Here is an 18,827-nt window from a genome sequence, read left to right as displayed (position 1 = left end):
TCCGCTGTCGCTCCACGATTCCGAGGGGACCCCGAGATGAGCAAGTACCTCGTCAACAAGTTCCTCTACACCGTCGACCGCGACACCGAGCTCACCGAGCGCTACCGCGAGGACCCGGCCGGCACCGTCTCGTGGTGGGAGGCGGAGGAGGCCAACCGGATCCTCAACTGCATCACCGCGGAGAAGACCACGTGGCTCGCGTTCACCGACGAGGAGCGCACCGCCCTCGCCACCCACGACCACGTCACGCTGTTCGGGCTGGGCGCCCACCCCTTCCTCACCCTGACGCTGTGGATCGCCATGTTCGAGCGCGACTTCGACGAGCCGCTGGGCATGCAGCTCGACTACGCCGCCCAGCTCGCCCACCTCGGCCTGCCGTACCCGGACATCGCGACCTGAGGGAGGCCGTCCACCCCTACTGCACGAAGCGGAAGAGGGGGCTGTCGGGCGAGACCGGCTCGACCCGCAGCGGCGAGGCGTCCATCCGGTCGAGCAGCGGACGGTAGTCGGCACGGTCCTGCAGCTCGACCCCGACCAGGGCGGGCCCGGTCTCGCGGTTGGAACGCTTGACGTACTCGAAGAGCACGATGTCGTCGTCGGGTCCGAGCACCTCGTCGAGGAAGCGCCGCAGGGCGCCGGGCTCCTGCGGGAACTCGACCAGGAAGTAGTGCTTGAGGCCCTCGTGCACGAGGGCCCGCTCCCACACCTCGGCGTACCGACTCACGTCGTTGTTGCCGCCGGAGAGCACGCAGACCACGGTCGAGCCGGGCGGCAGGTCGAGGCCCTGGCGCAGGGCCGCCGTCGCGAGGGCGCCGGCGGGCTCGGCGATGATCCCGTCGGACTGGTAGAGGTCGAGCATCTCCACGCAGACCATCCCCTCGGGGACGGTCGTGAGGTCCGGTCCGTGCCGACGGACGGCCTCGTAGGGGTGCTCGCCGATGCGTCGTACGGCGGCGCCGTCGACGAACGAGTCGACGCTCTCCAGCTCGACCGGCCCGCCCGCCACGACCGCGGCCGCCATCGACGCGGCCCCCGCCGGCTCGGCGCCGAGCACGCGCGCCGCAGACGCGCGCTCGGCCAGCACGACGAGCATCCCCGCGAGCAGCCCGCCGCCGCCGACGGGCACCACCACGGCGTCCGGGGCGGTGCCGAGCTGGTCGAGCACCTCGGTCGCGACGGTGCCCTGGCCGGCGATGGTCCGGGGGTCGTCGAACGCCGGGACCGGGGTGGCGCCGGATTCAGCGGCCCAGGTCGCGCTGGCGAGCGCGGCGTCGTCGTACGTGTCGCCGCCGATGACCACGTCGACCCAGTCGCCGCCGAGCGCGGCGATCCGCTGCCGCTTCTGCCGCGGCGTCGTGCGGGGCAGGAAGATCCGGGCCCGGACACCGGTGCGCGCACAGGCGAAGGCCACCCCCTGAGCGTGGTTGCCGGCGCTCGCGCAGGTGACCCCGCGCGCCCGCTCCTCGTCGGAGAGGGAGGCGATGAGCGTGTACGCGCCGCGCCCCTTGTAGGAGCGCACCTCGTTGAGGTCCTCGCGCTTGAGCCAGACCTCGAGGCCCGTCAGCGCCGACAGCCGCGCGCTGCGCTGCAGCGGGGTCGGCTCCGACACCTCCTCCAGGCGGGTCGCGGCCCGCTCCACGTCGTCCACGCCAGGCAGGTCCACGGCAGAACCGTACGGCGGGCGCCGCGCGGCGCCGCTACTGCCCGGCGTCGGCGGGCGGCGCACCCCCGCCACCGGGACCCCCGGCGCCACCGCCCATCCCCGCGGCCGCCTGCTGCGTGAGGCTGCCGGCGTAGTCGTTGGACGGGTCGCGGTAGATCGTGTGGACGTGGCCCCACCCGGAGGTGGTGACCCCCTCGACGTCCGCGCCGGCGGACCCCTGCTGGGCCTGGAAGGCGACGTAGACGTCCGGACCGGAGATCGAGAAGTTGATCCCGTCGCCGGTGGACATGTCGTAGGTGGTCTCCCCGGACCAGGCGATCACCGTGTCGTCGAGGGTGGCCTCGATCTCGGCCAGCGTGGTGTCGGTGGTCTGCTCGTCGGCCAGGCCGGCCCAGTTCGCGACGAGCTCCAGCAGCAGCTGTCGCTGCTCGTCGCTCAGGTCCGCGCCGGTGAGCCCGGAGCCGGTGGCGAAGTCGCACGTGTCCCCGGGCGCGCACGTGGTGACCTCGCCCGAGGTCAGCGTTGCCTGCTGCTCCGCGGTCAGGCTGTCGAAGAACGCGAAGGCGTCGGTGTAGATGCCGTCGAACGGCTGGACCTCCTCGCCGTCCTCGTTCGTGTAGACGGCCGGCTGGACCCCCAGGTGGGTCGGGGCGAAGGTGAGGGTGTCGGCCGTCCCGTCCATGGTGGCGTTGATGCCGAGGTGGTGGCCGCCGAACTGCACCTCCCAGGCGTCCGCCGTCGAGGGGTCGCCGAAGAGGGCGAGGTAGTACTGCCCCAGGGAGTCCTCGGTCGAGCTGCTGTTCTCGGCGAGGTACTCGTCGCCGCCGATGATGGCCGTCACCGTCGCGTAGCCCTCGTCGCTGAGCAGCGCCTCCAGGACCTCCATCGCCGCCGCCTGCTGCTCCTCGGTCAGATCGGCCAGGTTGAGTCCGGCTCGCTGCACGAAGGTGACGGGGAAGTTCGACCACGAGGTCGTCCGGGTCTCGTCGTCGTAGTCGTTGACCACGGCTTCCCGCTGCTCGTCGGACAGCGTGGCCAGGAAGGCCGCGGCGGCGGCCGCGGTGTCGGAGATCGTCCCGGCGGTCGTCGTCGCGTCGGCGGTGGTCGCGGCCGAGGCGGCCGCGTCGGAGATGGTCGTGGCCGCGCCCGTGGAGCTCGACGAGCCGGCGGCGGAGGAGGAACCGGTGGACTCCTCCGTGCTGCCGCAGCCGGCGAGGGTGAGGGCGCCGACGAGCGCCCAGGCGGACAGTGCGGTGAGGGACCTTCGCGTCTTCATGGGAGGAGGCTGGTCGCGCTTCCTGTGCGCTCCCGGTGAGGTCCCTGTGCCCGCTCGACGAGTCGTGGGAGCCCACCACGACCGTGCCAGGCTGGCCGCATGAGCCAGGAGAGCAGGACCCCGGTCGTCGTCGTCACCGGAGCGAACGGCCTGGTCGGGGCCCGGGTCTGCGTGGCCCTGGCCGCGCGCGGCGCCCGCGTCCGCGCCGTCGTACGACGGGCCGGGACGGCGCCCGCGCTGCCCGGGGTCGAGGAGCGGGTCGGCGAGTTCACCGACCCGGGCTTCGCGGCCGAGGTCGTCGCCGGCGCGGACGCCGCGGTCACCACGGTGCACCCGATGGGCAGCGACCTGGCGACCCAGCGTCGGATCGGCGTCGAGGGCACGACGACCTTCGCGCGAGCCGCCGCGGACGCCGGGGTCGCACGCCTGGTCCACGTCTCCACCGGGGCCGTCTACGACCGCTCCCCCGGCGTCGGCGACGTCGCCGAGGACGCCGCCCTGGTGGGTGACGACGCCGGCGACTACCCCGTGACCAAGCGGGACACCGACGCCGCCCTGGCCGCGGTCGACGGGCCGACGCGGGTGCTGCTGCGGCCGCCGGCGATCCTCGGAGCCGGCGAGAGCTCGGTCTGGAACACGCTGCGCCCGGCCGCCCTGCGCGACGACGAGGGCGCGCGGCACGCCGTACCCGAGCAGAGCTTCGCGTGGGTCCACGTCGACGACCTGGCCGCCTTCGCGGCCGACGTCGCGGCGGGCCGGGTCGCGCCGTCGCCCGACGGCAGCACCGGCCCGGTCGAGGGCGCGTGCACCGCGGTCAACGTGGCCGCCGGACCGGCCACCGCCCGCGACTACTACGAGGCCGTGGCCGGTGCCCTGGGGGTCACGATGGACTGGGACGACCGGCCCGCGTGGACCGGCCGGATCGTCGCCGACCGTGCGCACGCCTGGGGCTGGACCCCGCAGGTCGACCTGGCCTCGGCGCTCGACGAGATCGTCGCCGGGCTCCGCTGACCGTGTGACCCAGGAGACCTTTGACTTCGAGCGCTCGAAGTTCTTAGCGTCGATGACGTGACCTCATCGACGACCGAGCGCGGCTACACGATCAAGGAGGCCGCGGCCCTGACCGGGCTGCCGGCCAGCACGCTGCGCTACTACGAGCAGATCGGCGTGATCGCGCCGATCAGCCGCGGCGCGAGCAGCCGGCACCGCGTGTACGACGAGGCCGACCTCGACCAGCTGATGTGGATCGCCTGCCTGGCCGCCACCGGCATGTCGGTCGGCGACATGCGCCAGTACGTCGCCAACGGCAGCATCGGTCCCGCCGCGGCGGCCGAGCAGGTCGAGCTGCTGGAGGAGCAGCAGCGCCGACTGGCCCACGAGGCGCAGCAGGTCGCGCTGCGCCAGCGGTACGTCGCGATCAAGATCGACTACTGGCACGCCGTCGAGGCCGGCGACGTCGCCCGCGCGGAGCTGATCTCCGCCGAGGCCCGCGCCCTCGCCGACGAGCTCCGGGACACCCGGACCCCCTGACCACCACCTGATCCCCGGGCGACCTGCCGGCGGACCCTCGCGGTCCGCAGGCCGCTGCCGCCTGCCACCACCACCCCGAAGGAACCCTGATGCGCGTCCACGCCTACGCGGCCCCCGCCGCCGGCCAGCCCCTGGCCCCCACCACCATCGAGCGCCGCGAGGTCGGCGCGAACGACGTCCTCATCGAGATCCGGTACGCCGGCATCTGCCACTCCGACATCCACACCGTCAACGGCGACTGGGGCCCGCAGCCGTTCCCCGTCGTACCCGGGCACGAGATCGTCGGCGTCGTCGCCGAGGTCGGCTCCGCCGTCACCCGGCACGCCGTCGGCGACCGGGTCGGCGTCGGCTGCATGGTCAACTCCTGCGGCGAGTGCGTGAACTGCACCAACGGCGACGAGCAGTACTGCCTCGACGGCATGGTCGGCACCTACGCCGCCACCGACCGCGACGGCACCACCACCCAGGGCGGCTACTCGACCCACGTCGTGGTCGACGCCGACTACGTCCTGTCCGTCCCGGACGGCCTGGATCCGGCCGCCGCCGCGCCGCTGCTCTGCGCGGGCATCACGACGTACGCCCCGCTGCGGCACTGGAAGGCCGGGCCCGGCACGAAGGTGGCCGTCGTCGGCCTGGGCGGACTGGGCCACATGGCCGTCAAGATCGCCCACGCCCTCGGCGCCGAGGTCACCGTGCTGTCGCAGTCGCTGAAGAAGCAGGAGGACGGGCTGCGGCTGGGGGCGGACGACTACTTCGCCACCTCCGACCCGGCCACCTTCGACCAGCTCGCCGGCCGCTTCGACCTGATCGTCAACACGGTCAGCGCGAGCATCGACGTCAACGCCTACCTCCGCCTCCTCGCGGTCGACGGCACCCTGGTCAACGTCGGCGCCCCGGCTGAGCCGCTGCCGGTGCACGCGATGTCGCTGATCAGCGGTCGCCGGTCGTTCGCCGGCTCGATGATCGGCGGCATCGCGCTGACCCAGGAGATGCTCGACTTCTGCGCCGAGCACGGGCTCGGCGCCGAGGTCGAGGTGATCGCCGCCGACCAGGTCAACGAGGCCTACGAGCGGGTGCTGGCCTCGGATGTCCGCTACCGGTTCGTCATCGACACCGGCACCATCGCGTGACGACCGTCTCCTGACGCGGCCGAGGTCGAGACGGGCCGGGCGGGTACCGAACCGCTATGGGCATCATCGGTTTTCTCGTCTTCGGTCTCGTCGTCGGCGCGCTCGCGCGCCTCATCAAGCCGGGTCGGCAGTCCCTCGGCTGGCTCGGCACCCTGCTCCTCGGCGTCCTCGGCTCGCTGATCGGCGGTGTCGTCGCCTCCGCGCTCGGCACCGGTGACATCTGGGAGCTCAACATCGTGGGAGCGATCGTCGCGATCGTCGCCGCGGTCCTGCTCGTCGGCGTCGTCGAGGGCCTGATGGGCCGCAAGCAGCACGCGCACCGCTGACCTCCGTCCACCCGCACGGCCCCGCACCCTCGGTGCGGGGCCGTCGTCATTCCTCGGGTGCTCACCCCGCGTCGTACGACGCCGCGCGCTCCCGCACCAGGTCGAACCGCGCCCCCATCTGCTCCCCCAGCGCCACGGCGGCGCTCAACGGCCGCACCATGACCATCAGCTCGGCGATCCGGCCGTCGTCGTCCAGGCGCAGGAAGTCGCAGCCGGTCAGCTGCTTGCCGTCGACCGTCGCCTCGAAGACCAGGGCGTGGTCGACGCCCTCGCCCCCGATCTCGCGGACGTAGCGGAACCCCTCGAACACGTCGACGACCGTGCGCAGGATGGCCAGCGTCATCGCCTTGCCGGCGTACGACGTGAACGCCACCGGGCTGACGAACACCACGTCGTCGCAGAGGAGCGCCTCGATGGCGCCGAAGTCCCGGGTCTCGACCGCGTCTCGGAAGGCTCGCACGGGCTTACCGTAGCGGGGTGGACGGCACCCGCATCGTGGCCCTCGGCCCGGACACCTGGCCGCTCTTCGCCGACCTGAACGAGCGGCAGGGCGGCAGCCTGTTCAGCCGCTGCTGGTGCACCTGGTTCCACCCCGACTGCGCCGGACGCGAGCTCGACCCGGACCTGACCGGGCGCGAGGCCAAGGAACGGCTCGTCCGAGCCGGCGAGGCGCACGCCGCCCTCGTGGTGCAGGACGGGCTGGCGGTCGCATGGGCGACGTACGGCCCTCCGGAGGAGCTGCCGCGCCTGCACCACCGCAAGGAGTACGACGCCACCCACGTCGGCCCGCCCGCCGACTACCGGATCACCTGCATCCAGGTCGACCGCCAGCGCCGCAAGCAGGGCCTGGCCGAGGCCGCGCTGCGCGGCGCCGTCGAGCTGATCGCGGCCGCCGGGGGCGGGCTCGTCGAGGGCTACCCGCACGACCTGGCCGAGAAGAGGGCCGCCGGGAGGAAGACGTCCTCGTCGTTCCTATACAACGGCACCCGCACGATGTACGAGCGGGTCGGCTTCACCTACGACCGACCCAAGGGACTCGGCAACTGCGTGATGCGAAGGGTCGTCGCGCCGGAGTGAGGGGCCTGCCGTCAGAGCAGGCGGCCGCAGTTCGGCCACGGCGACCGGCCACGCTCGCGGTAGAGCAGCTGGGCGCGGTGGGTCTGCTCGGCGGAGGAGGCCTGGTCGGCCGTGCCGCTCCCCCCGACGCTGTGCCAGGTGCCGCGATCGAACTGGTAGAGGCCGGCGTAGCCCGCGGGGCTCACCGCCCGCGGGTTGCCCGAGGACTCGCAGTCCGCGAGGGCCCGCCAGTTCAGGTGCCCGGTGCCGGGCACGGTGCCGAAGCGGGCGCCGACGACGACGCGGCGCGGGGCCGGCGCCTTCAGGACCCGGCGCGCCACCACCTCGGTGTCGACCGGGCGGCCGTTGCGGGACCAGCGGACCACGCGGACCTTGCCGATCCCGTCCCGCCCGCGGGACACGACGCGGCGCTTGCCCGGCTTGAGCTCGCTGCTGGTCCGGACGACGCGGCCCTTGTCGATGCTCACCCGGCGGGTGCCGACCTCGCGCGAGACCCGGATGACCCGGACGACGTCGCCGCTGCGGACGGGGAGCTTGGCCTTGCCGCGCACGACCCGGCCGTCGCGGATCAGGCGCACCCGATCGTGCGGCGTCACCTTGACCCCGGCGGCGCGCAGCACCCCGACCGGTCGGGTGGCGGTGCTCGCGACCGTCCGGCGGGCCTGCAGGCCGTCCTTCACCTGGACCTGCTGGGCGGCACGCGGGGCGGCCGGTTCGGCGGCGTACGACGGGCCGACGCTCAGCGACGCCGCGGTGGCGGCAGCCGCGGCGAGGGCGACGGTGCGGGAAAGGGGGGCAGTACGGAATCGCAAGAGTGAGAACCTCGTGGTGGGGGAACCCGGAACCGGTCCGGGTATCGGTCCCGCGCTGCGAGCGCGGCTGCGCACCTGCTCGGCGCGCGTATGCCCGGCCGACGGCCTCGGCACACGGTCATCGACCGTAGAGGACCCACCCAAACCGACCCGGCGCGTCGACCCGGGCGGCGTCGTACCCGGACGGACACAAGTCCGCCCGATTGCCTCGCTCCACGCTCAGCGCCGAGGCTGCCGGGCGGACTTGTGTCCGTCGGTGTACGACGCGCCGCCACCTCAGAGCTCGCTCTGGACCCCCGCCAGCAGCTGCCGGGCCATCACGATCCGCTGCACCTGGTTGGTGCCCTCGTAGATCTGGGTGATCTTGGCGTCGCGCATCATCCGCTCGACCGGGTAGTCGCGGGTGAAGCCGTAGCCGCCGAGCACCTGGACCGCGTTGGTGGCGACCTCCATGGCGACGTCGGAGGCGAAGCACTTGGCAGCGGCACCGAAGAAGGTCAGGTCCTGGTCGCCACGCTCGGAGCGGCCGGCGGCGGCGTACGTCATCTGACGGGCCGCCTCGACCTTCATCCCCATGTCGGCGAGCAGGAACTGCAGGCCCTGGAAGTCGCTGATCGGCTTCCCGAACTGCTGGCGCTCCTTCGCGTAGTCGAGGGCGTAGTCGAGCGCGCCCTGGGCGACGCCGACCGCCTGGGCGGCGATGGTGACGCGGGTGTGGTCGAGGGTCTGCATGGCGTAGGCGAAGCCCTTGCCCTCCTCGCCGATGATCCGGTCGCCGGGGATGCGGACCTGGTCGAGGTAGACCTCGCGGGTCGGCGAGCCCTTGATGCCGAGCTTCTTCTCCGGGGCGCCGAACGAGACGCCCTCGTCGGACTTCTCGACGACGAACGCGCTGATGCCCTTGGTCCGGGCGTCCGGGTCCGTGACGGCCAGGACGGTGTAGTAGTCCGAGACGCCGGCGTTGGTGATCCAGCGCTTGGTGCCGTTGAGGACCCAGTCGTCGCCGTCGCGGACGGCACGGGTCTTCATGGACGCGGCATCCGAGCCGGCGTCGGGCTCGGAGAGGCAGTACGAGAAGAGCCCCTCGCCGGCGGCGAGCTTGGTGAGGTACTTCTGCTTCAGCTCCGGGGACCCGCCGATCATCACCGGCAGCGAGCCGAGCTTGTTGACCGCCGGGATCAGCGAGGCGGACACGTCGACGCGGGCCACCTCCTCGATCACCAGGCAGGTCGCGAGCGCGTCGGCTCCGGCGCCGCCGTACTCCTCGGGGACGTGGGGGGCGTGGAAGTCGACGGCGACCAGCGCGTCGGCGGCCTCCTGCGGGAAGCGGGCCTGCTCGTCGACGTCGGCGGCGTACGGCGCGATCTTGGCCTCGGCGACCGCGCGCACGGCCTCGCGGATCGCCTGGTGCTCCTCGGAGAGGCCGTAGAGGGGGAAGTCGTTGCTCATCTGGGTGGGTCCTCGATCAGTAGGTGTAGAAGCCGCGGCCGGTCTTGCGGCCCAGCAGGCCGGCGTCGACCATCCGGTTGAGGAGCGGCGGGGCGGCGTACAGCGGCTCCTTGAACTCCTCGTAGAGCGACTCGGCGACGGCCTTGGTGGTGTCGAGACCGATCAGGTCGGCGAGCGCGAGCGGGCCCTGGGGGTGCGCGGCACCGAGCACCAGGCCGCGGTCGATGTCCTCGGCGGAGGCGAAGCCGGACTCGTACATCCGGATCGCCGAGAGGATGAACGGCACCAGCAGCGCGTTGACCACGAAGCCCGCACGGTCCTGGCAGTCGATCGCCTGCTTGCCGAGGGTGCCCTCGACGAAGGAGCGGGCGCGCTCGGTGGTGTCGGCGCCGGTGAGCAGGCTGGGGACCAGCTCGACCAGCTGCAGCACCGGCACCGGGTTGAAGAAGTGGATGCCCATGACCTGCTGCGGGCGGGTGGTGACCACGCCCAGCTTCATGATCGGGATGGAGGAGGTGTTGGAGGCCAGGATGGCGTCCGGCGCGGCGACGATCCGGTCCAGCTTCTTGAAGAGCTCGACCTTGGCGGCCTCGTCCTCCACGATCGCCTCGACCACGAGGTCGCGGTCCACGAGCTCGCCGAGCGAGGTCGCGACCCGGATCCGGGCCAGGACGTCGGCCGCGCTCTCGCCGTTCGCGATCTTGCCCTTGGCCTCGGCGCGGGCCAGGGACTTCTCCAGCCGGGTGCGTCCGGCGCTCGCCGCGGCCTCGCTGGACTCGACCACGACGACGTCGAGCCCCGCCCGGGCGGACACCTCCGCGATGCCCGCTCCCATCAGGCCGCAGCCCACGACCCCGACGCGCTCCACCATGATCTGCTCCTCACCTCGGCCACTTGATACCGCAATCATGGTACTCAGTACCATCGGTCCCGACGGAGGAGGTCTCATGACGGTGCGCGAACGGCTCTCGCAGGCCGCGTTCGAGCTGTTCGACGAGCGCGGCTTCGACGAGACGACGGTCGACGACATCGCCGCGCGCGCCGGCACCGGACGGACGACGTTCTTCCGCGCCTTCGGCAGCAAGGAGGAGGTGGTCTTCCCCGACCACGACGGTCTCCTCGCCTCCGTGCAGGCCCGCCTCGACGCCGCCCGCCCCGGCTCCGAGCCGGCCGCCGTCGCCGAGGCGGCCCGCCTGGTGCTCCTGCACTACCTCGCCGAGGGCGACCTGGCGCGCACCCGCTACCGGCTGACCCGCCGGGTGCCCGCGCTGCGGGCGCGCGAGATCGCCGGTCAGCGGCAGTACCAGCGGGTCTTCCTCGGCTTCGTCCGCCCCTGGTTCCGCGAGGGGTACGGCGAGGGCGCGCGGGCCGACCTGCGGGCCGAGCTCCTCGCCGACGCGGTCGTCACCGGTCACAATCACGTGCTGCGCCAGTGGCTGCGTGGCCGGACCGAGACGCCCGAGGCCGACTTCGACGCCGCGATGACCGAGGTGCTGGGCCTCTTCGCACCCGCGTCGGGCGACCCGACCGCGGGCATCGTCGTACTCCGGACCGACCGGGACCTCGACGCCGTCCTGCCGCAGCTGCGACGGGTCCTTGCCCCCGGTGCTTCGATGGAGCCATGACCGACTGGCAGGACCCCGAGGCCGTCCGCTTCATGCTCGACGACTGCGAGACCTGGGCCGTGGTCGGCCTCTCCGGCGACCCGACCCGCACGGCGTACGGCATCGCCCAGCTGCTCCAGGACCGTGGCAAGCGGATCGTCCCCGTCCACCCGGACGCGCCGACGGTGCTGGGCGAGCAGGGCTACGCGAGCCTGGCCGAGATCCCGTTCCCGGTCGACGTGGTCGACGTGTTCCGCCGCTCCGAGGCGGCCGGCGAGTTCGCCGACCAGGCGGTGGCGATCGGGGCCAAGGGGGTCTGGCTGCAGCTCGGCGTCATCGACGAGGAGGCGTTCGACCGGACGACCGCGGCCGGAGTGCCGATGGTCATGGACACCTGCCCCGCGATCGAGTGGCGCCGGCGCTGACCCGTCGATCCGCGCCCGACACGCCGCAGGAACCGGACATCCAGTGACGGGTCAGCGGCGGAGGCGATCGGCGGCGGCCGTCGAGGCGAGACTCACGACGCGCTCGAGCGGACCGCGGCGGCGCAGGGCGGCGTACACCGCACCGATGCCGAGCAGCACCAGCACGTGCCAGACGTACGACGAGGGCTCCTCGCTCGGCCAGACCCGCTCGGTGCGCATGAGCACGTGCAGGCTGTAGAGGGTCAGCGTCATGGTGCCGGCCCCGAAGAGCACCCGCACCGCCTCGTGCGGCAGGGCCGGCAGCCGCTCCACGACGAGCAGCGCCACGCCGATCACGAACAGCGAGGACCCGATGGTCTGCGCCAGGTCGAACGGCGTCGAGCTGTGCGGGGCGACCACGAGGAGCCAGGACCAGGGGCCGTCGGCGGGCACGTTGCCGAACATGCCCGTCTCGACCAGCTCCGGCAGCCCGTCGGTCGCCGGCCAGCGGTCGGTGAGCAGGTGCGAGACCTGGGTCGCGACGACGGCCAGCACCAGGCCGCTCCCGGCCGCCCAGGCAGCCACCCGGGTCGAGCCGAGGTCGGCGCGCCCCAGCGCCATCCCGACGAGGAGGTAGGCCAGCCACGGCAGCACCGGGTAGTAGCCGGTCAGCAGCAGCTCCGACACCAGGTGCCCCGGGTGCGCGAGCTGCTCGAAGGCCGGGCTGTCGTAGCCGCGCTCGGGCAGGTGCGGGCGCACGGCACGCGAGAGGACCGGCACCACCACGACCCAGGCCGCGGCGAGCAGCAGCAGGGTCCGGGTCCGCAGCCCCACGAACAGCGCGCCGACGCAGAACAGCACGCCGTAGTAGGTCAGGATCACCGCCAGCCCGGAGTCGACCAGGGCGAGCCCCATCCCCAGCACCGCCACCAGCACCGCCCGTACGACGATCCCCGCCGTCCGCGCGGCCCGCTCGCGGCCGACGACCGGCGTCCGGCCGCCGGTGGTCAGGGCGAGCGTCACCCCGGCCAGCACCGCGAACAGCGCGGAGGCCCGCCCGCCGGCCAGCCACTGCCCGAAGGTCAGCCCGCCGTCGGCGCCGCGCTCGTCGAGGACGTGCGTGGCGGCCATGCCCAGCAGCGCCACGCAGCGCGCGACGTCGAGCCCGACGAGCCGAGCCGTCCGGGCCATTGGCGTCAGAAGCCCAGGCGGCGCGGCGCGACGTCGTTGCGCACGGCCGCGCCCCTCTCCTGCGCCTGCTGCTTCAACGAGGCCTGGAAGTCGACCATCCGCTGCTGCAGCGCCGGGTCGGTGGCGGCCAGGATCCGCACGGCCAGCAGGCCGGCGTTGCGCGCGCCGCCGACGGCGACGGTCGCGACCGGGACGCCGGCGGGCATCTGCACGATGGACAGCAGCGAGTCCATCCCGTCGAGATACTTCAGCGGCACCGGCACCCCGATCACCGGCAGCGGCGTGACCGCGGCGAGCATCCCGGGCAGGTGGGCCGCTCCCCCGGCGCCGGCGATGATCACCGACAGCCCGCGACCGGCGGCCTCCTTGCCGTAGGCCAGCATCTCCTCCGGCATCCGGTGCGCGGAGACGACGTCGGCCTCGTGGGCGACGTCGAACTCGCCCAGCGCCTCGGCGGCCAGCTTCATCACCGGCCAGTCGGAGTCGGAGCCCATCACGATGCCGACCCGGGGTGCAGCAGTGCTCATCTCATTCGCTTTCGTTGCCGAGGTCGCCGCGGAACCAGGCGGCGGCGTGCCGCGCCCGCTCCAGGCAGCCGTCGAGGTCGTCGCCGTAGGCGTTCACGTGGCCGACCTTGCGGCCCGGCCGCAGGTCCTTGCCGTAGAGGTGCACCCGCAGGTGCGGATCCCGGGCCATCGCGTGCGGGAACCCGTCGTACAGACGGCCGACCTCGGGGTGGTCGCCGCCCAGGATGTTCACCATCACCGTCCACCGCGCCCGCGGCGCCGGCGAGCCGAGCGGCAGGTCGAGGACGGCGCGGAGGTGGTTCTCGAACTGCGAGGTGACCGCGCCGTCCTGGCTCCAGTGGCCGGTGTTGTGGGGGCGCATCGCGAGCTCGTTGACGAGGATCCGGCCGTCGGCGGTCTCGAACAGCTCGACCGCGAGGATGCCGGTGACGTCGAGCGCGCCGGCGACCCGCAGCGCGATCTCCTGGGCCTGCCCGGCCAGCTCCGGGTCGAGGTCGGGCGCGGGGGCGACGACCTCGTGGCAGATGCCGTCGCGCTGCGTGCTCTGCACGACCGGGTACGCCGCCGCCTGCCCGCTGGGCGATCGCGCGACCAACGCGGAGAGCTCGCGGCGGAAGTCGACCAGCTCCTCGGCCAGCAGGCGTACGCCGGCCTCCGCGGCGATCCGGAGCGGCTCGGCGGCCTCGTCGGCGGACCGGACGACCCAGACGCCCTTGCCGTCGTACCCGCCGCGGGTGGTCTTGACGACGCACGGCAGGCCGAACTCCTCGACGTCGGCCACCGACGCGACGATCGCGTTGCGTGGGCAGGGCACGCCCAGCTCGGCCAGCCGCTCGCGCATCACGCCCTTGTCCTGGGCGTGGACCAGCGCGGCGGGCCCGGGCCGGACGGCGATCCCGTCGGCCTCGAGGGCGTGCAGGTGGTCGGTCGGGACGTGCTCGTGGTCGAAGGTGACCACGGCGCAGCCGGCGGTGACCGCGCGCAGGGTGGCCAGGTCGCGGTAGTCACCGACCTGCTGGTCGGGGATGACCTGGGCGGCGGAGACGCCCTCGGCCTCGGCGAGGAGGCGGAGCGGCAGACCCAGCGCGATCGCCGGCTGCGCCATCATCCGGGCCAGCTGGCCGCCGCCGATGACGGCGAGGGTGGGAGCGTGGTCGGGCACCCTCAGACTCTAGTGGCGGGGGCTTCCGTCTCGAACCGCAGGCCCTTGCCGCGGATGGTGGTGATCAGGTGCGGGTGCCGGCTGTCGTCGCCGAGCTTGCGGCGCACCCACCCCAGGTGGACGTCGATGGTCTTCGAGGACGTCCAGAACGTCGTGTGCCACACGTCGCGCATCAGCTCGTCGCGGGTGACGATCTCCCCGGCCCGGGCGACGAGGGCGTGCAGCAGGTCGAACTCCTTGCGCGACAGCGCGACCTCGTCGGCGCCCTTCCAGGCCCGGCGGGTCGCGGGGTCGATCCTGATGTCCTGCACCTCCAGCACGGCACCAAGGTAGGAGCATCAGGGGCCCGGTGAGACCGGATGGGACAAAATGACACTGTCCTCTTCGTGCCACTTCTCCCACCCGGTGGGGCGAGGAAGGAGGCCTCTCAGTGACGCCGTACGGCGAGCGGCTCCACCAGGCCGAACCCGCGGACCGGGCGGGCCGGCAGCCGGCGGGTCTCGAACTCGTCGTCCGGCAGCAGCTCGGCGGTGCGCGCGTCGATGATGATCCGGTTGCGGCGCGCGACGGCGGTGAGCCGTGCGGCCATGTTGACCGGGGGGCCGAACACGTCGCCGAGACGCATCACCACGGAGCCGGTCGCCAGCCCCAGGCGGACGTCGGGCATCCGCGGGTCGCGGCCGATGACGTTGATGATCCCCTCGGCGGTGTCGTAGGCCCGGATCGGGTCGTCGTTCACGAAGAGCACCGAGTCGCCGATGCTCTTGATCACCCGGCCGCGCTGGGCGGCGACGACGTCGGAGCACCGCGACTCGAAGAGCTCGACGAGGTCGCCGATCCGGTCCTCGCCGATCTGGTTCGACAGCGCGGTGAAGCTGACGATGTCGGCGAACCCGACGCTGAGCTGGGTGGTGTGCAGGTCCTCCTCGTTGGCGCCGAGCGCCTCGATCCGGGCGACGGAGGCAGCGAGGTGCCGGCGCCACACGTAGACCAGCAGCTTCTCGAACGGCGCCGAGAACTCCTCCAGCATCCGCATCGCCGACGTGACCCGGCCGCTGTGGCCGCCGTCGTCCTCCTCGGTCGACATCTCCTCGACGCGGTGCAGCAGCGCGGTGGTCTCCCAGTCCGCGAGCCGGGCCATCGTCTGACCGACCGCGCGGGTCAGGGTCACCGCGAGGTCGAAGTCGATCAGGCCGCTCTCGACCAGGCCGCTGACGATCCGGACGGCGTCGGTGTCGGCCTTGTTGAAGGCCGTCGCCGCCCCGTGCTCGGGGAAGCCCAGCGCCCGCCACAGGCGGCGGGCCTGGTCGACGGTGATGCCGGTCTCGGCCGCCACCTCGGCGGCGTTGAAGACGGGCTCCTCGCCCAGGATCGCGCGCTCGAGGCCCTCGACGCCGTCGGGGCCGGAGTCAGATTCCTTCATCGCGCGAGGAGGCCTCCGTGGCCTGGCCGTGGAGCAGCAGGTGCACCTTCCGCTTGGTCTCCTCGGCGTGCGGGATGTCCGGGAGGACCACCCGGCCGTGGGTGCTCGCGTCGCTGATGACCAGGGTGCCGCAGCCGAGCAGGCGGTCGATGATGTGCAGCTCGATCTCGATGTCGCTGACCCGGGAGAGCGGGATGTCGTGTCCGCGCCGGGTGAGGACGCCGGTGCGGGTGATCAGCCGCCGGTCGGTGAACGTGTAGTACGACGTCAGCCAGTCCAGGAACGGCCACACCGTGTAGCGCAGGATGCCGAGCCCGGCGACGATCCACCCGATGAGGGTCACGACCTCCTGGTCGATGAGCACCATGATCGCGACCCCGAGCGCCAGGAAGAGCACGAGCGCGAGGATCGGCAGCAGCAAGGCCTTGGGGTGCGTGCGCGTGCTGACGACGACGTTCTCGCCCTCGTTGAGCAGCTTCGGTGAGATGGGCACGGACGGATCATGTCACCAATGACCGGATGACACGACGCTCAAGCGACAGGTCGTACGTGGACGACGTCGCCCGCACCGACGGGCGTCTCCCCGTCGGGCCCGTCCACGACCAGCCGGCCGCCGGGATCGATCGAGGCGGCCCGGCCGACCAGGGCGTCGCCGCCCGGCAACTCCACCCGCACGTCGCGCCCGAGCGTCACGCAGGCCGCGGAGTAGGACTCCAGCAGCCGCATCCCGCCGAGGTCGCCGCCGGCCTGCCAGGCGTCGTACGCCTCGCGGAACGTGCTGAGCAGGTCGACCAGCAGGTCGCTGCGGTCGGGGGTCTCCTCCCCCTCCAGGACCAGGGACGTGGCGGTCGGCACCGGCAGCTCGTCGGCGTCGAGGAGCACGTTGAGGCCCACCCCGACCACGGCCGCCGGCCCGTCCGGGGTCTCGACCCGCTCGACGAGGATGCCGGCGACCTTCCTCTCGCCGATCAGCACGTCGTTGGGCCACTTCACGCCGGCGTCGTACCCCCGGGCCTTGAGGGCCTTGTCCACGGCGTACCCGGTCAGCAGCGGCAGCCAGGGCCACGACCGGGTGGGCGCGGTCGGGCGCAGCAGCACCGAGAAGAGCAGGGCGGAGCGCGGCGGCGTCTCCCACACCCGGTCCAGGCGGCCGCGGGCCGCGGTCTGGTGCTCGGCCACGACGACCAGCCCCTCCGGCGCCCCGGCCCGGGCCCGGGCCACCACCTCGGCGTTGGTCGACGTCAGCTCGTCGACGACCTCCACGCTGACCCCCGGCACCCGGTCGGGGGCGAGGGCGCCGAGCAGCGCGCGGTCGAGGGACGGTCGGTCGCGTGACATGTGCCACGTCGGGTCAGGGCTCACGGGCACTACATTGACCCACGGCCCTGCACGGACGCCAGCGAGGAGACACCACCAGTGAGCGCACAGCCAGGCGAAGGCACCGACGTCCCGAAGGACCTCGACCTCCACACGACGGCCGGCAAGCTGGCCGACCTCGACCGCCGTCTCGACGAGGCGGTGCACGCCGGCTCCGCGGCCGCGGTCGAGAAGCAGCACGCCAAGGGCCGCCAGACCGCCCGCGAGCGGATCGAGATGCTCTTCGACGAGGGCTCCTTCGTCGAGCTCGACGAGCTGGCCCGGCACCGGTCGGTGGCGTTCGGCCTCGAGAAGAACCGCCCGTACGGCGACGGCGTGATCACCGGCTACGGCACGATCGACGGCCGCCAGGTCTGCGTGTTCTCCCAGGACTTCACCGTCTTCGGCGGCTCGCTGGGTGAGGTCTACGGCGAGAAGATCACCAAGGTCATGGACCTGGCCATCAAGACCGGCTGCCCGATCATCGGCATCAACGAGGGCGCCGGCGCCCGCATCCAGGAGGGCGTCGTCTCGCTCGGCCTGTACGGCGAGATCTTCCGCCGCAACGTGCACGCCTCGGGCGTCATCCCGCAGATCAGCCTGATCATGGGCAACTGCGCCGGCGGGCACGTCTACTCCCCCGCGGTCACCGACTTCACGATCATGGTCGACCAGACCTCGGCGATGTTCATCACCGGTCCCGACGTCATCAAGACCGTCACCGGCGAGGACGTCTCGATGGAGGACCTCGGCGGCGCGCGGACCCACAACACCAAGTCCGGCAACGCCCACTACATGGCCTCCGACGAGGCCGACGCGCTCGAGTACGTCAAGGCGCTGCTGTCCTACCTGCCGCAGAACAACCTCGACGAGCTGCCGTCGTACGACGAGGTCGCGGACACGGACTTCTCGGACCTGGACCGGACCCTCGACACGATCATCCCGGACAGCCCGAACCAGCCCTACGACATCCGCGACGTCATCACCGTGGTCGTCGACGACGAGGACTTCCTGGAGGTCCAGGAGCTGTTCGCGCCCAACCTGGTGGTCGGCTTCGGCCGGGTCGAGGGCCACCCGGTCGGCGTGGTGGCCAACCAGCCGATGCAGTTCGCCGGCACCCTCGACATCGACGCCTCCGAGAAGGCCGCCCGGTTCGTCCGCTTCTGCGACGCCTTCAACATCCCGGTCCTGACGTTCGTCGACGTCCCCGGCTTCCTGCCCGGCACCGACCAGGAGTGGAACGGCATCATCCGCCGCGGCGCCAAGCTGATCTACGCGTACGCCGAGGCCACCGTCCCGCTGGTCACGATCATCACCCGCAAGGCCTACGGCGGCGCGTACGACGTGATGGGGTCCAAGCACCTCGGCGCCGACATCAACCTGGCCTGGCCCACCGCCCAGATCGCGGTCATGGGCGCCCAGGGCGCGGCCAACATCGTGCACCGCAAGACCCTGAAGGCGGTCGCCGACGAGGGCGGCGACGTCGAGGCGAAGCGGGCCGAGCTGATCGACGAGTACGAGACCACACTGGCCAACCCCTACATCGCGGCCGAGCGCGGCTACGTCGACGCGGTGATCACGCCCCACGAGACCCGGGTCGAGGTCGTCCGCGCGCTGCGGCTGCTGAAGACCAAGCGCGAGACCCTGCCCGCGAAGAAGCACGGGAACATCCCGCTCTGATGGGCCAGGACGAGAAGGCCCCGCTGCTCCGGGTCGTCAACGCCGACGCCACCCCCGAGGAGGTGGCCGCGATCGTCGCGGTCCTCTCGTCGCTCGGGGGCGCGGCGCCGGCGCCGCGCCGTCCGGTCCGCGCCTGGGCGAGCCCGGAGCGGCAGGTGCGCCGTACCCTCCCGCACGGGCGGGGCGGCTGGCGCTCCAGCGGGCTCCCGGGCTGACC

The 18,827-nt window shown here is 72.7% G+C and carries 23 protein-coding genes; 10 read left to right on the top strand and 13 right to left on the bottom strand.

The window, feature by feature from the left end; genetic code table 11:
- Positions 1–36 precede the first annotated feature (36 nt).
- Positions 37–399 (top strand): hypothetical protein, encoded by a 363-nt coding sequence (locus BLT76_RS02100; RefSeq protein ID WP_090850255.1) that lies wholly within the window; start codon positions 37–39, stop codon positions 397–399.
- Positions 400–415: 16 nt separating this feature from the next.
- On the opposite strand, the gene ilvA is transcribed toward BLT76_RS02100, so the two are convergent.
- Both ilvA and BLT76_RS02090 read right to left on the bottom strand, forming a co-directional pair.
- Complete coding sequence (ilvA, locus tag BLT76_RS02095; protein ID WP_090850826.1) at positions 416–1,663, bottom strand: threonine ammonia-lyase IlvA; 1,248 nt, start codon at positions 1,661–1,663, stop codon at positions 416–418.
- Between the two features lie 34 nt (positions 1,664–1,697).
- On the bottom strand, positions 1,698–2,939 hold the full coding sequence (locus tag BLT76_RS02090; RefSeq protein WP_090850253.1) for a DUF3500 domain-containing protein: 1,242 nt from the start codon (positions 2,937–2,939) through the stop codon (positions 1,698–1,700).
- A 99-nt stretch (positions 2,940–3,038) separates the two neighbouring features.
- On the opposite strand from BLT76_RS02090, the gene BLT76_RS02085 reads away from it, so the two are divergent.
- The 4 genes from BLT76_RS02085 to BLT76_RS02070 all read left to right on the top strand — a co-directional run bounded on the left by BLT76_RS02085 (position 3,039) and on the right by BLT76_RS02070 (position 5,925).
- The gene (locus BLT76_RS02085; RefSeq protein ID WP_090850252.1) at positions 3,039–3,950 is read left to right on the top strand and encodes an NAD-dependent epimerase/dehydratase family protein; all 912 of its coding nucleotides are present in this window, start codon (positions 3,039–3,041) and stop codon (positions 3,948–3,950) included.
- Positions 3,951–4,007: 57 nt separating this feature from the next.
- Positions 4,008–4,469: a MerR family transcriptional regulator gene (locus tag BLT76_RS02080; protein ID WP_090850251.1), complete on the top strand. Its 462-nt coding sequence runs from the start codon at positions 4,008–4,010 to the stop codon at positions 4,467–4,469.
- 89 nt (positions 4,470–4,558) lie between these two features.
- Positions 4,559–5,599: an NAD(P)-dependent alcohol dehydrogenase gene (locus tag BLT76_RS02075; protein WP_090850249.1), complete on the top strand. Its 1,041-nt coding sequence runs from the start codon at positions 4,559–4,561 to the stop codon at positions 5,597–5,599.
- Positions 5,600–5,655: 56 nt separating this feature from the next.
- The gene (locus BLT76_RS02070; protein WP_218856833.1) at positions 5,656–5,925 is read left to right on the top strand and encodes a GlsB/YeaQ/YmgE family stress response membrane protein; all 270 of its coding nucleotides are present in this window, start codon (positions 5,656–5,658) and stop codon (positions 5,923–5,925) included.
- Positions 5,926–5,986: 61 nt separating this feature from the next.
- Here BLT76_RS02070 and BLT76_RS02065 read toward each other — a convergent pair whose 3' ends face one another.
- Positions 5,987–6,385: a nuclear transport factor 2 family protein gene (locus BLT76_RS02065; protein ID WP_090850247.1), complete on the bottom strand. Its 399-nt coding sequence runs from the start codon at positions 6,383–6,385 to the stop codon at positions 5,987–5,989.
- 17 nt (positions 6,386–6,402) lie between these two features.
- On the opposite strand from BLT76_RS02065, the gene BLT76_RS02060 reads away from it, so the two are divergent.
- A complete protein-coding gene (locus BLT76_RS02060) occupies positions 6,403–7,002 on the top strand; it encodes a GNAT family N-acetyltransferase (protein ID WP_090850245.1) in 600 nt (199 codons plus the stop codon).
- Positions 7,003–7,013: 11 nt separating this feature from the next.
- Here BLT76_RS02060 and BLT76_RS26280 read toward each other — a convergent pair whose 3' ends face one another.
- The 3 genes from BLT76_RS26280 to BLT76_RS02045 form a co-directional block, all read right to left on the bottom strand.
- Positions 7,014–7,814: a resuscitation-promoting factor gene (locus tag BLT76_RS26280; RefSeq protein WP_139175379.1), complete on the bottom strand. Its 801-nt coding sequence runs from the start codon at positions 7,812–7,814 to the stop codon at positions 7,014–7,016.
- 276 nt (positions 7,815–8,090) lie between these two features.
- Positions 8,091–9,263 (bottom strand): acyl-CoA dehydrogenase family protein, encoded by a 1,173-nt coding sequence (locus tag BLT76_RS02050; protein ID WP_090850241.1) that lies wholly within the window; start codon positions 9,261–9,263, stop codon positions 8,091–8,093.
- 16 nt (positions 9,264–9,279) lie between these two features.
- Complete coding sequence (locus BLT76_RS02045; protein ID WP_280139617.1) at positions 9,280–10,131, bottom strand: 3-hydroxybutyryl-CoA dehydrogenase; 852 nt, start codon at positions 10,129–10,131, stop codon at positions 9,280–9,282.
- Positions 10,132–10,210: 79 nt separating this feature from the next.
- Here BLT76_RS02045 and BLT76_RS02040 point away from each other — a divergent pair, with 79 nt between their 5' ends.
- Both BLT76_RS02040 and BLT76_RS02035 read left to right on the top strand, forming a co-directional pair.
- Entirely contained in the window at positions 10,211–10,888 is a 678-nt protein-coding gene (locus tag BLT76_RS02040; RefSeq protein ID WP_090850237.1) for a TetR family transcriptional regulator, read from the top strand.
- The gene (locus BLT76_RS02035) at positions 10,885–11,292 is read left to right on the top strand and encodes a CoA-binding protein (protein WP_090850235.1); all 408 of its coding nucleotides are present in this window, start codon (positions 10,885–10,887) and stop codon (positions 11,290–11,292) included. Before BLT76_RS02040 ends, BLT76_RS02035 begins: the two co-directional genes overlap by 4 nt.
- 51 nt (positions 11,293–11,343) lie before the next feature.
- Here the strand turns inward: BLT76_RS02035 and BLT76_RS02030 are convergent, their stop codons facing one another.
- The 7 genes from BLT76_RS02030 to BLT76_RS02000 form a co-directional block, all read right to left on the bottom strand.
- On the bottom strand, positions 11,344–12,462 hold the full coding sequence (locus BLT76_RS02030; RefSeq protein WP_090850233.1) for a heparan-alpha-glucosaminide N-acetyltransferase domain-containing protein: 1,119 nt from the start codon (positions 12,460–12,462) through the stop codon (positions 11,344–11,346).
- 5 nt (positions 12,463–12,467) lie between these two features.
- The gene (gene purE, locus BLT76_RS02025; RefSeq protein WP_090850231.1) at positions 12,468–12,989 is read right to left on the bottom strand and encodes a 5-(carboxyamino)imidazole ribonucleotide mutase; all 522 of its coding nucleotides are present in this window, start codon (positions 12,987–12,989) and stop codon (positions 12,468–12,470) included.
- A 1-nt stretch (position 12,990) separates the two neighbouring features.
- Entirely contained in the window at positions 12,991–14,151 is a 1,161-nt protein-coding gene (locus tag BLT76_RS02020; protein ID WP_090850229.1) for a 5-(carboxyamino)imidazole ribonucleotide synthase, read from the bottom strand.
- A 2-nt stretch (positions 14,152–14,153) separates the two neighbouring features.
- Positions 14,154–14,471, bottom strand: a complete 318-nt coding sequence (locus tag BLT76_RS02015; RefSeq protein WP_090850227.1) for a winged helix-turn-helix domain-containing protein — start codon at positions 14,469–14,471, stop codon at positions 14,154–14,156.
- Positions 14,472–14,578: 107 nt separating this feature from the next.
- Positions 14,579–15,574 (bottom strand): adenylate/guanylate cyclase domain-containing protein, encoded by a 996-nt coding sequence (locus tag BLT76_RS02010; protein ID WP_090850225.1) that lies wholly within the window; start codon positions 15,572–15,574, stop codon positions 14,579–14,581.
- Positions 15,561–16,067, bottom strand: coding sequence for a PH domain-containing protein (locus BLT76_RS02005; RefSeq protein ID WP_090850223.1), 507 nt, complete (start codon positions 16,065–16,067; stop codon positions 15,561–15,563). The genes BLT76_RS02010 and BLT76_RS02005 overlap by 14 nt, the downstream gene beginning before the upstream one ends.
- A 38-nt stretch (positions 16,068–16,105) precedes the next feature.
- On the bottom strand, positions 16,106–16,912 hold the full coding sequence (locus tag BLT76_RS02000) for a biotin--[acetyl-CoA-carboxylase] ligase (RefSeq protein WP_090850221.1): 807 nt from the start codon (positions 16,910–16,912) through the stop codon (positions 16,106–16,108).
- A 78-nt stretch (positions 16,913–16,990) separates the two neighbouring features.
- Here BLT76_RS02000 and BLT76_RS01995 point away from each other — a divergent pair, with 78 nt between their 5' ends.
- A complete protein-coding gene (locus BLT76_RS01995) occupies positions 16,991–18,610 on the top strand; it encodes an acyl-CoA carboxylase subunit beta (protein ID WP_090850219.1) in 1,620 nt (539 codons plus the stop codon).
- On the top strand, positions 18,610–18,825 hold the full coding sequence (locus BLT76_RS01990; RefSeq protein ID WP_090850217.1) for an acyl-CoA carboxylase subunit epsilon: 216 nt from the start codon (positions 18,610–18,612) through the stop codon (positions 18,823–18,825). The genes BLT76_RS01995 and BLT76_RS01990 overlap by 1 nt, the downstream gene beginning before the upstream one ends.
- The last annotated feature ends 2 nt before the right edge of the window (positions 18,826–18,827 follow it).

It is taken from the genome of Nocardioides lianchengensis, assembly GCF_900101465.1.
GTDB classification, from domain to species: domain Bacteria; phylum Actinomycetota; class Actinomycetes; order Propionibacteriales; family Nocardioidaceae; genus Nocardioides; species Nocardioides lianchengensis.
This window is presented reverse-complemented; position numbering and strand designations above follow the sequence as displayed.

Excerpts from the sequence above, each read along its gene's own strand:
- BLT76_RS02035 (WP_090850235.1), top strand. The coding sequence starts at position 10,885 with ATGACCGACTGGCAGGACCCCGAGGCCGTCCGCTTCATGCTCGACGAC.
- BLT76_RS02085 (WP_090850252.1), top strand. The coding sequence starts at position 3,039 with ATGAGCCAGGAGAGCAGGACCCCGGTCGTCGTCGTCACCGGAGCGAAC.
- BLT76_RS02010 (WP_090850225.1), bottom strand. The coding sequence starts at position 15,574 with ATGAAGGAATCTGACTCCGGCCCCGACGGCGTCGAGGGCCTCGAGCGC.
- BLT76_RS02050 (WP_090850241.1), bottom strand. The coding sequence starts at position 9,263 with ATGAGCAACGACTTCCCCCTCTACGGCCTCTCCGAGGAGCACCAGGCG.
- BLT76_RS02070 (WP_218856833.1), top strand. The coding sequence starts at position 5,656 with ATGGGCATCATCGGTTTTCTCGTCTTCGGTCTCGTCGTCGGCGCGCTC.
- BLT76_RS02090 (WP_090850253.1), bottom strand. The coding sequence starts at position 2,939 with ATGAAGACGCGAAGGTCCCTCACCGCACTGTCCGCCTGGGCGCTCGTC.
- BLT76_RS02100 (WP_090850255.1), top strand. The coding sequence starts at position 37 with ATGAGCAAGTACCTCGTCAACAAGTTCCTCTACACCGTCGACCGCGAC.
- BLT76_RS02000 (WP_090850221.1), bottom strand. The coding sequence starts at position 16,912 with ATGTCACGCGACCGACCGTCCCTCGACCGCGCGCTGCTCGGCGCCCTC.
- BLT76_RS02040 (WP_090850237.1), top strand. The coding sequence starts at position 10,211 with ATGACGGTGCGCGAACGGCTCTCGCAGGCCGCGTTCGAGCTGTTCGAC.
- BLT76_RS01990 (WP_090850217.1), top strand. The coding sequence starts at position 18,610 with ATGGGCCAGGACGAGAAGGCCCCGCTGCTCCGGGTCGTCAACGCCGAC.
- BLT76_RS02075 (WP_090850249.1), top strand. The coding sequence starts at position 4,559 with ATGCGCGTCCACGCCTACGCGGCCCCCGCCGCCGGCCAGCCCCTGGCC.
- BLT76_RS02030 (WP_090850233.1), bottom strand. The coding sequence starts at position 12,462 with ATGGCCCGGACGGCTCGGCTCGTCGGGCTCGACGTCGCGCGCTGCGTG.
- purE (WP_090850231.1), bottom strand. The coding sequence starts at position 12,989 with ATGAGCACTGCTGCACCCCGGGTCGGCATCGTGATGGGCTCCGACTCC.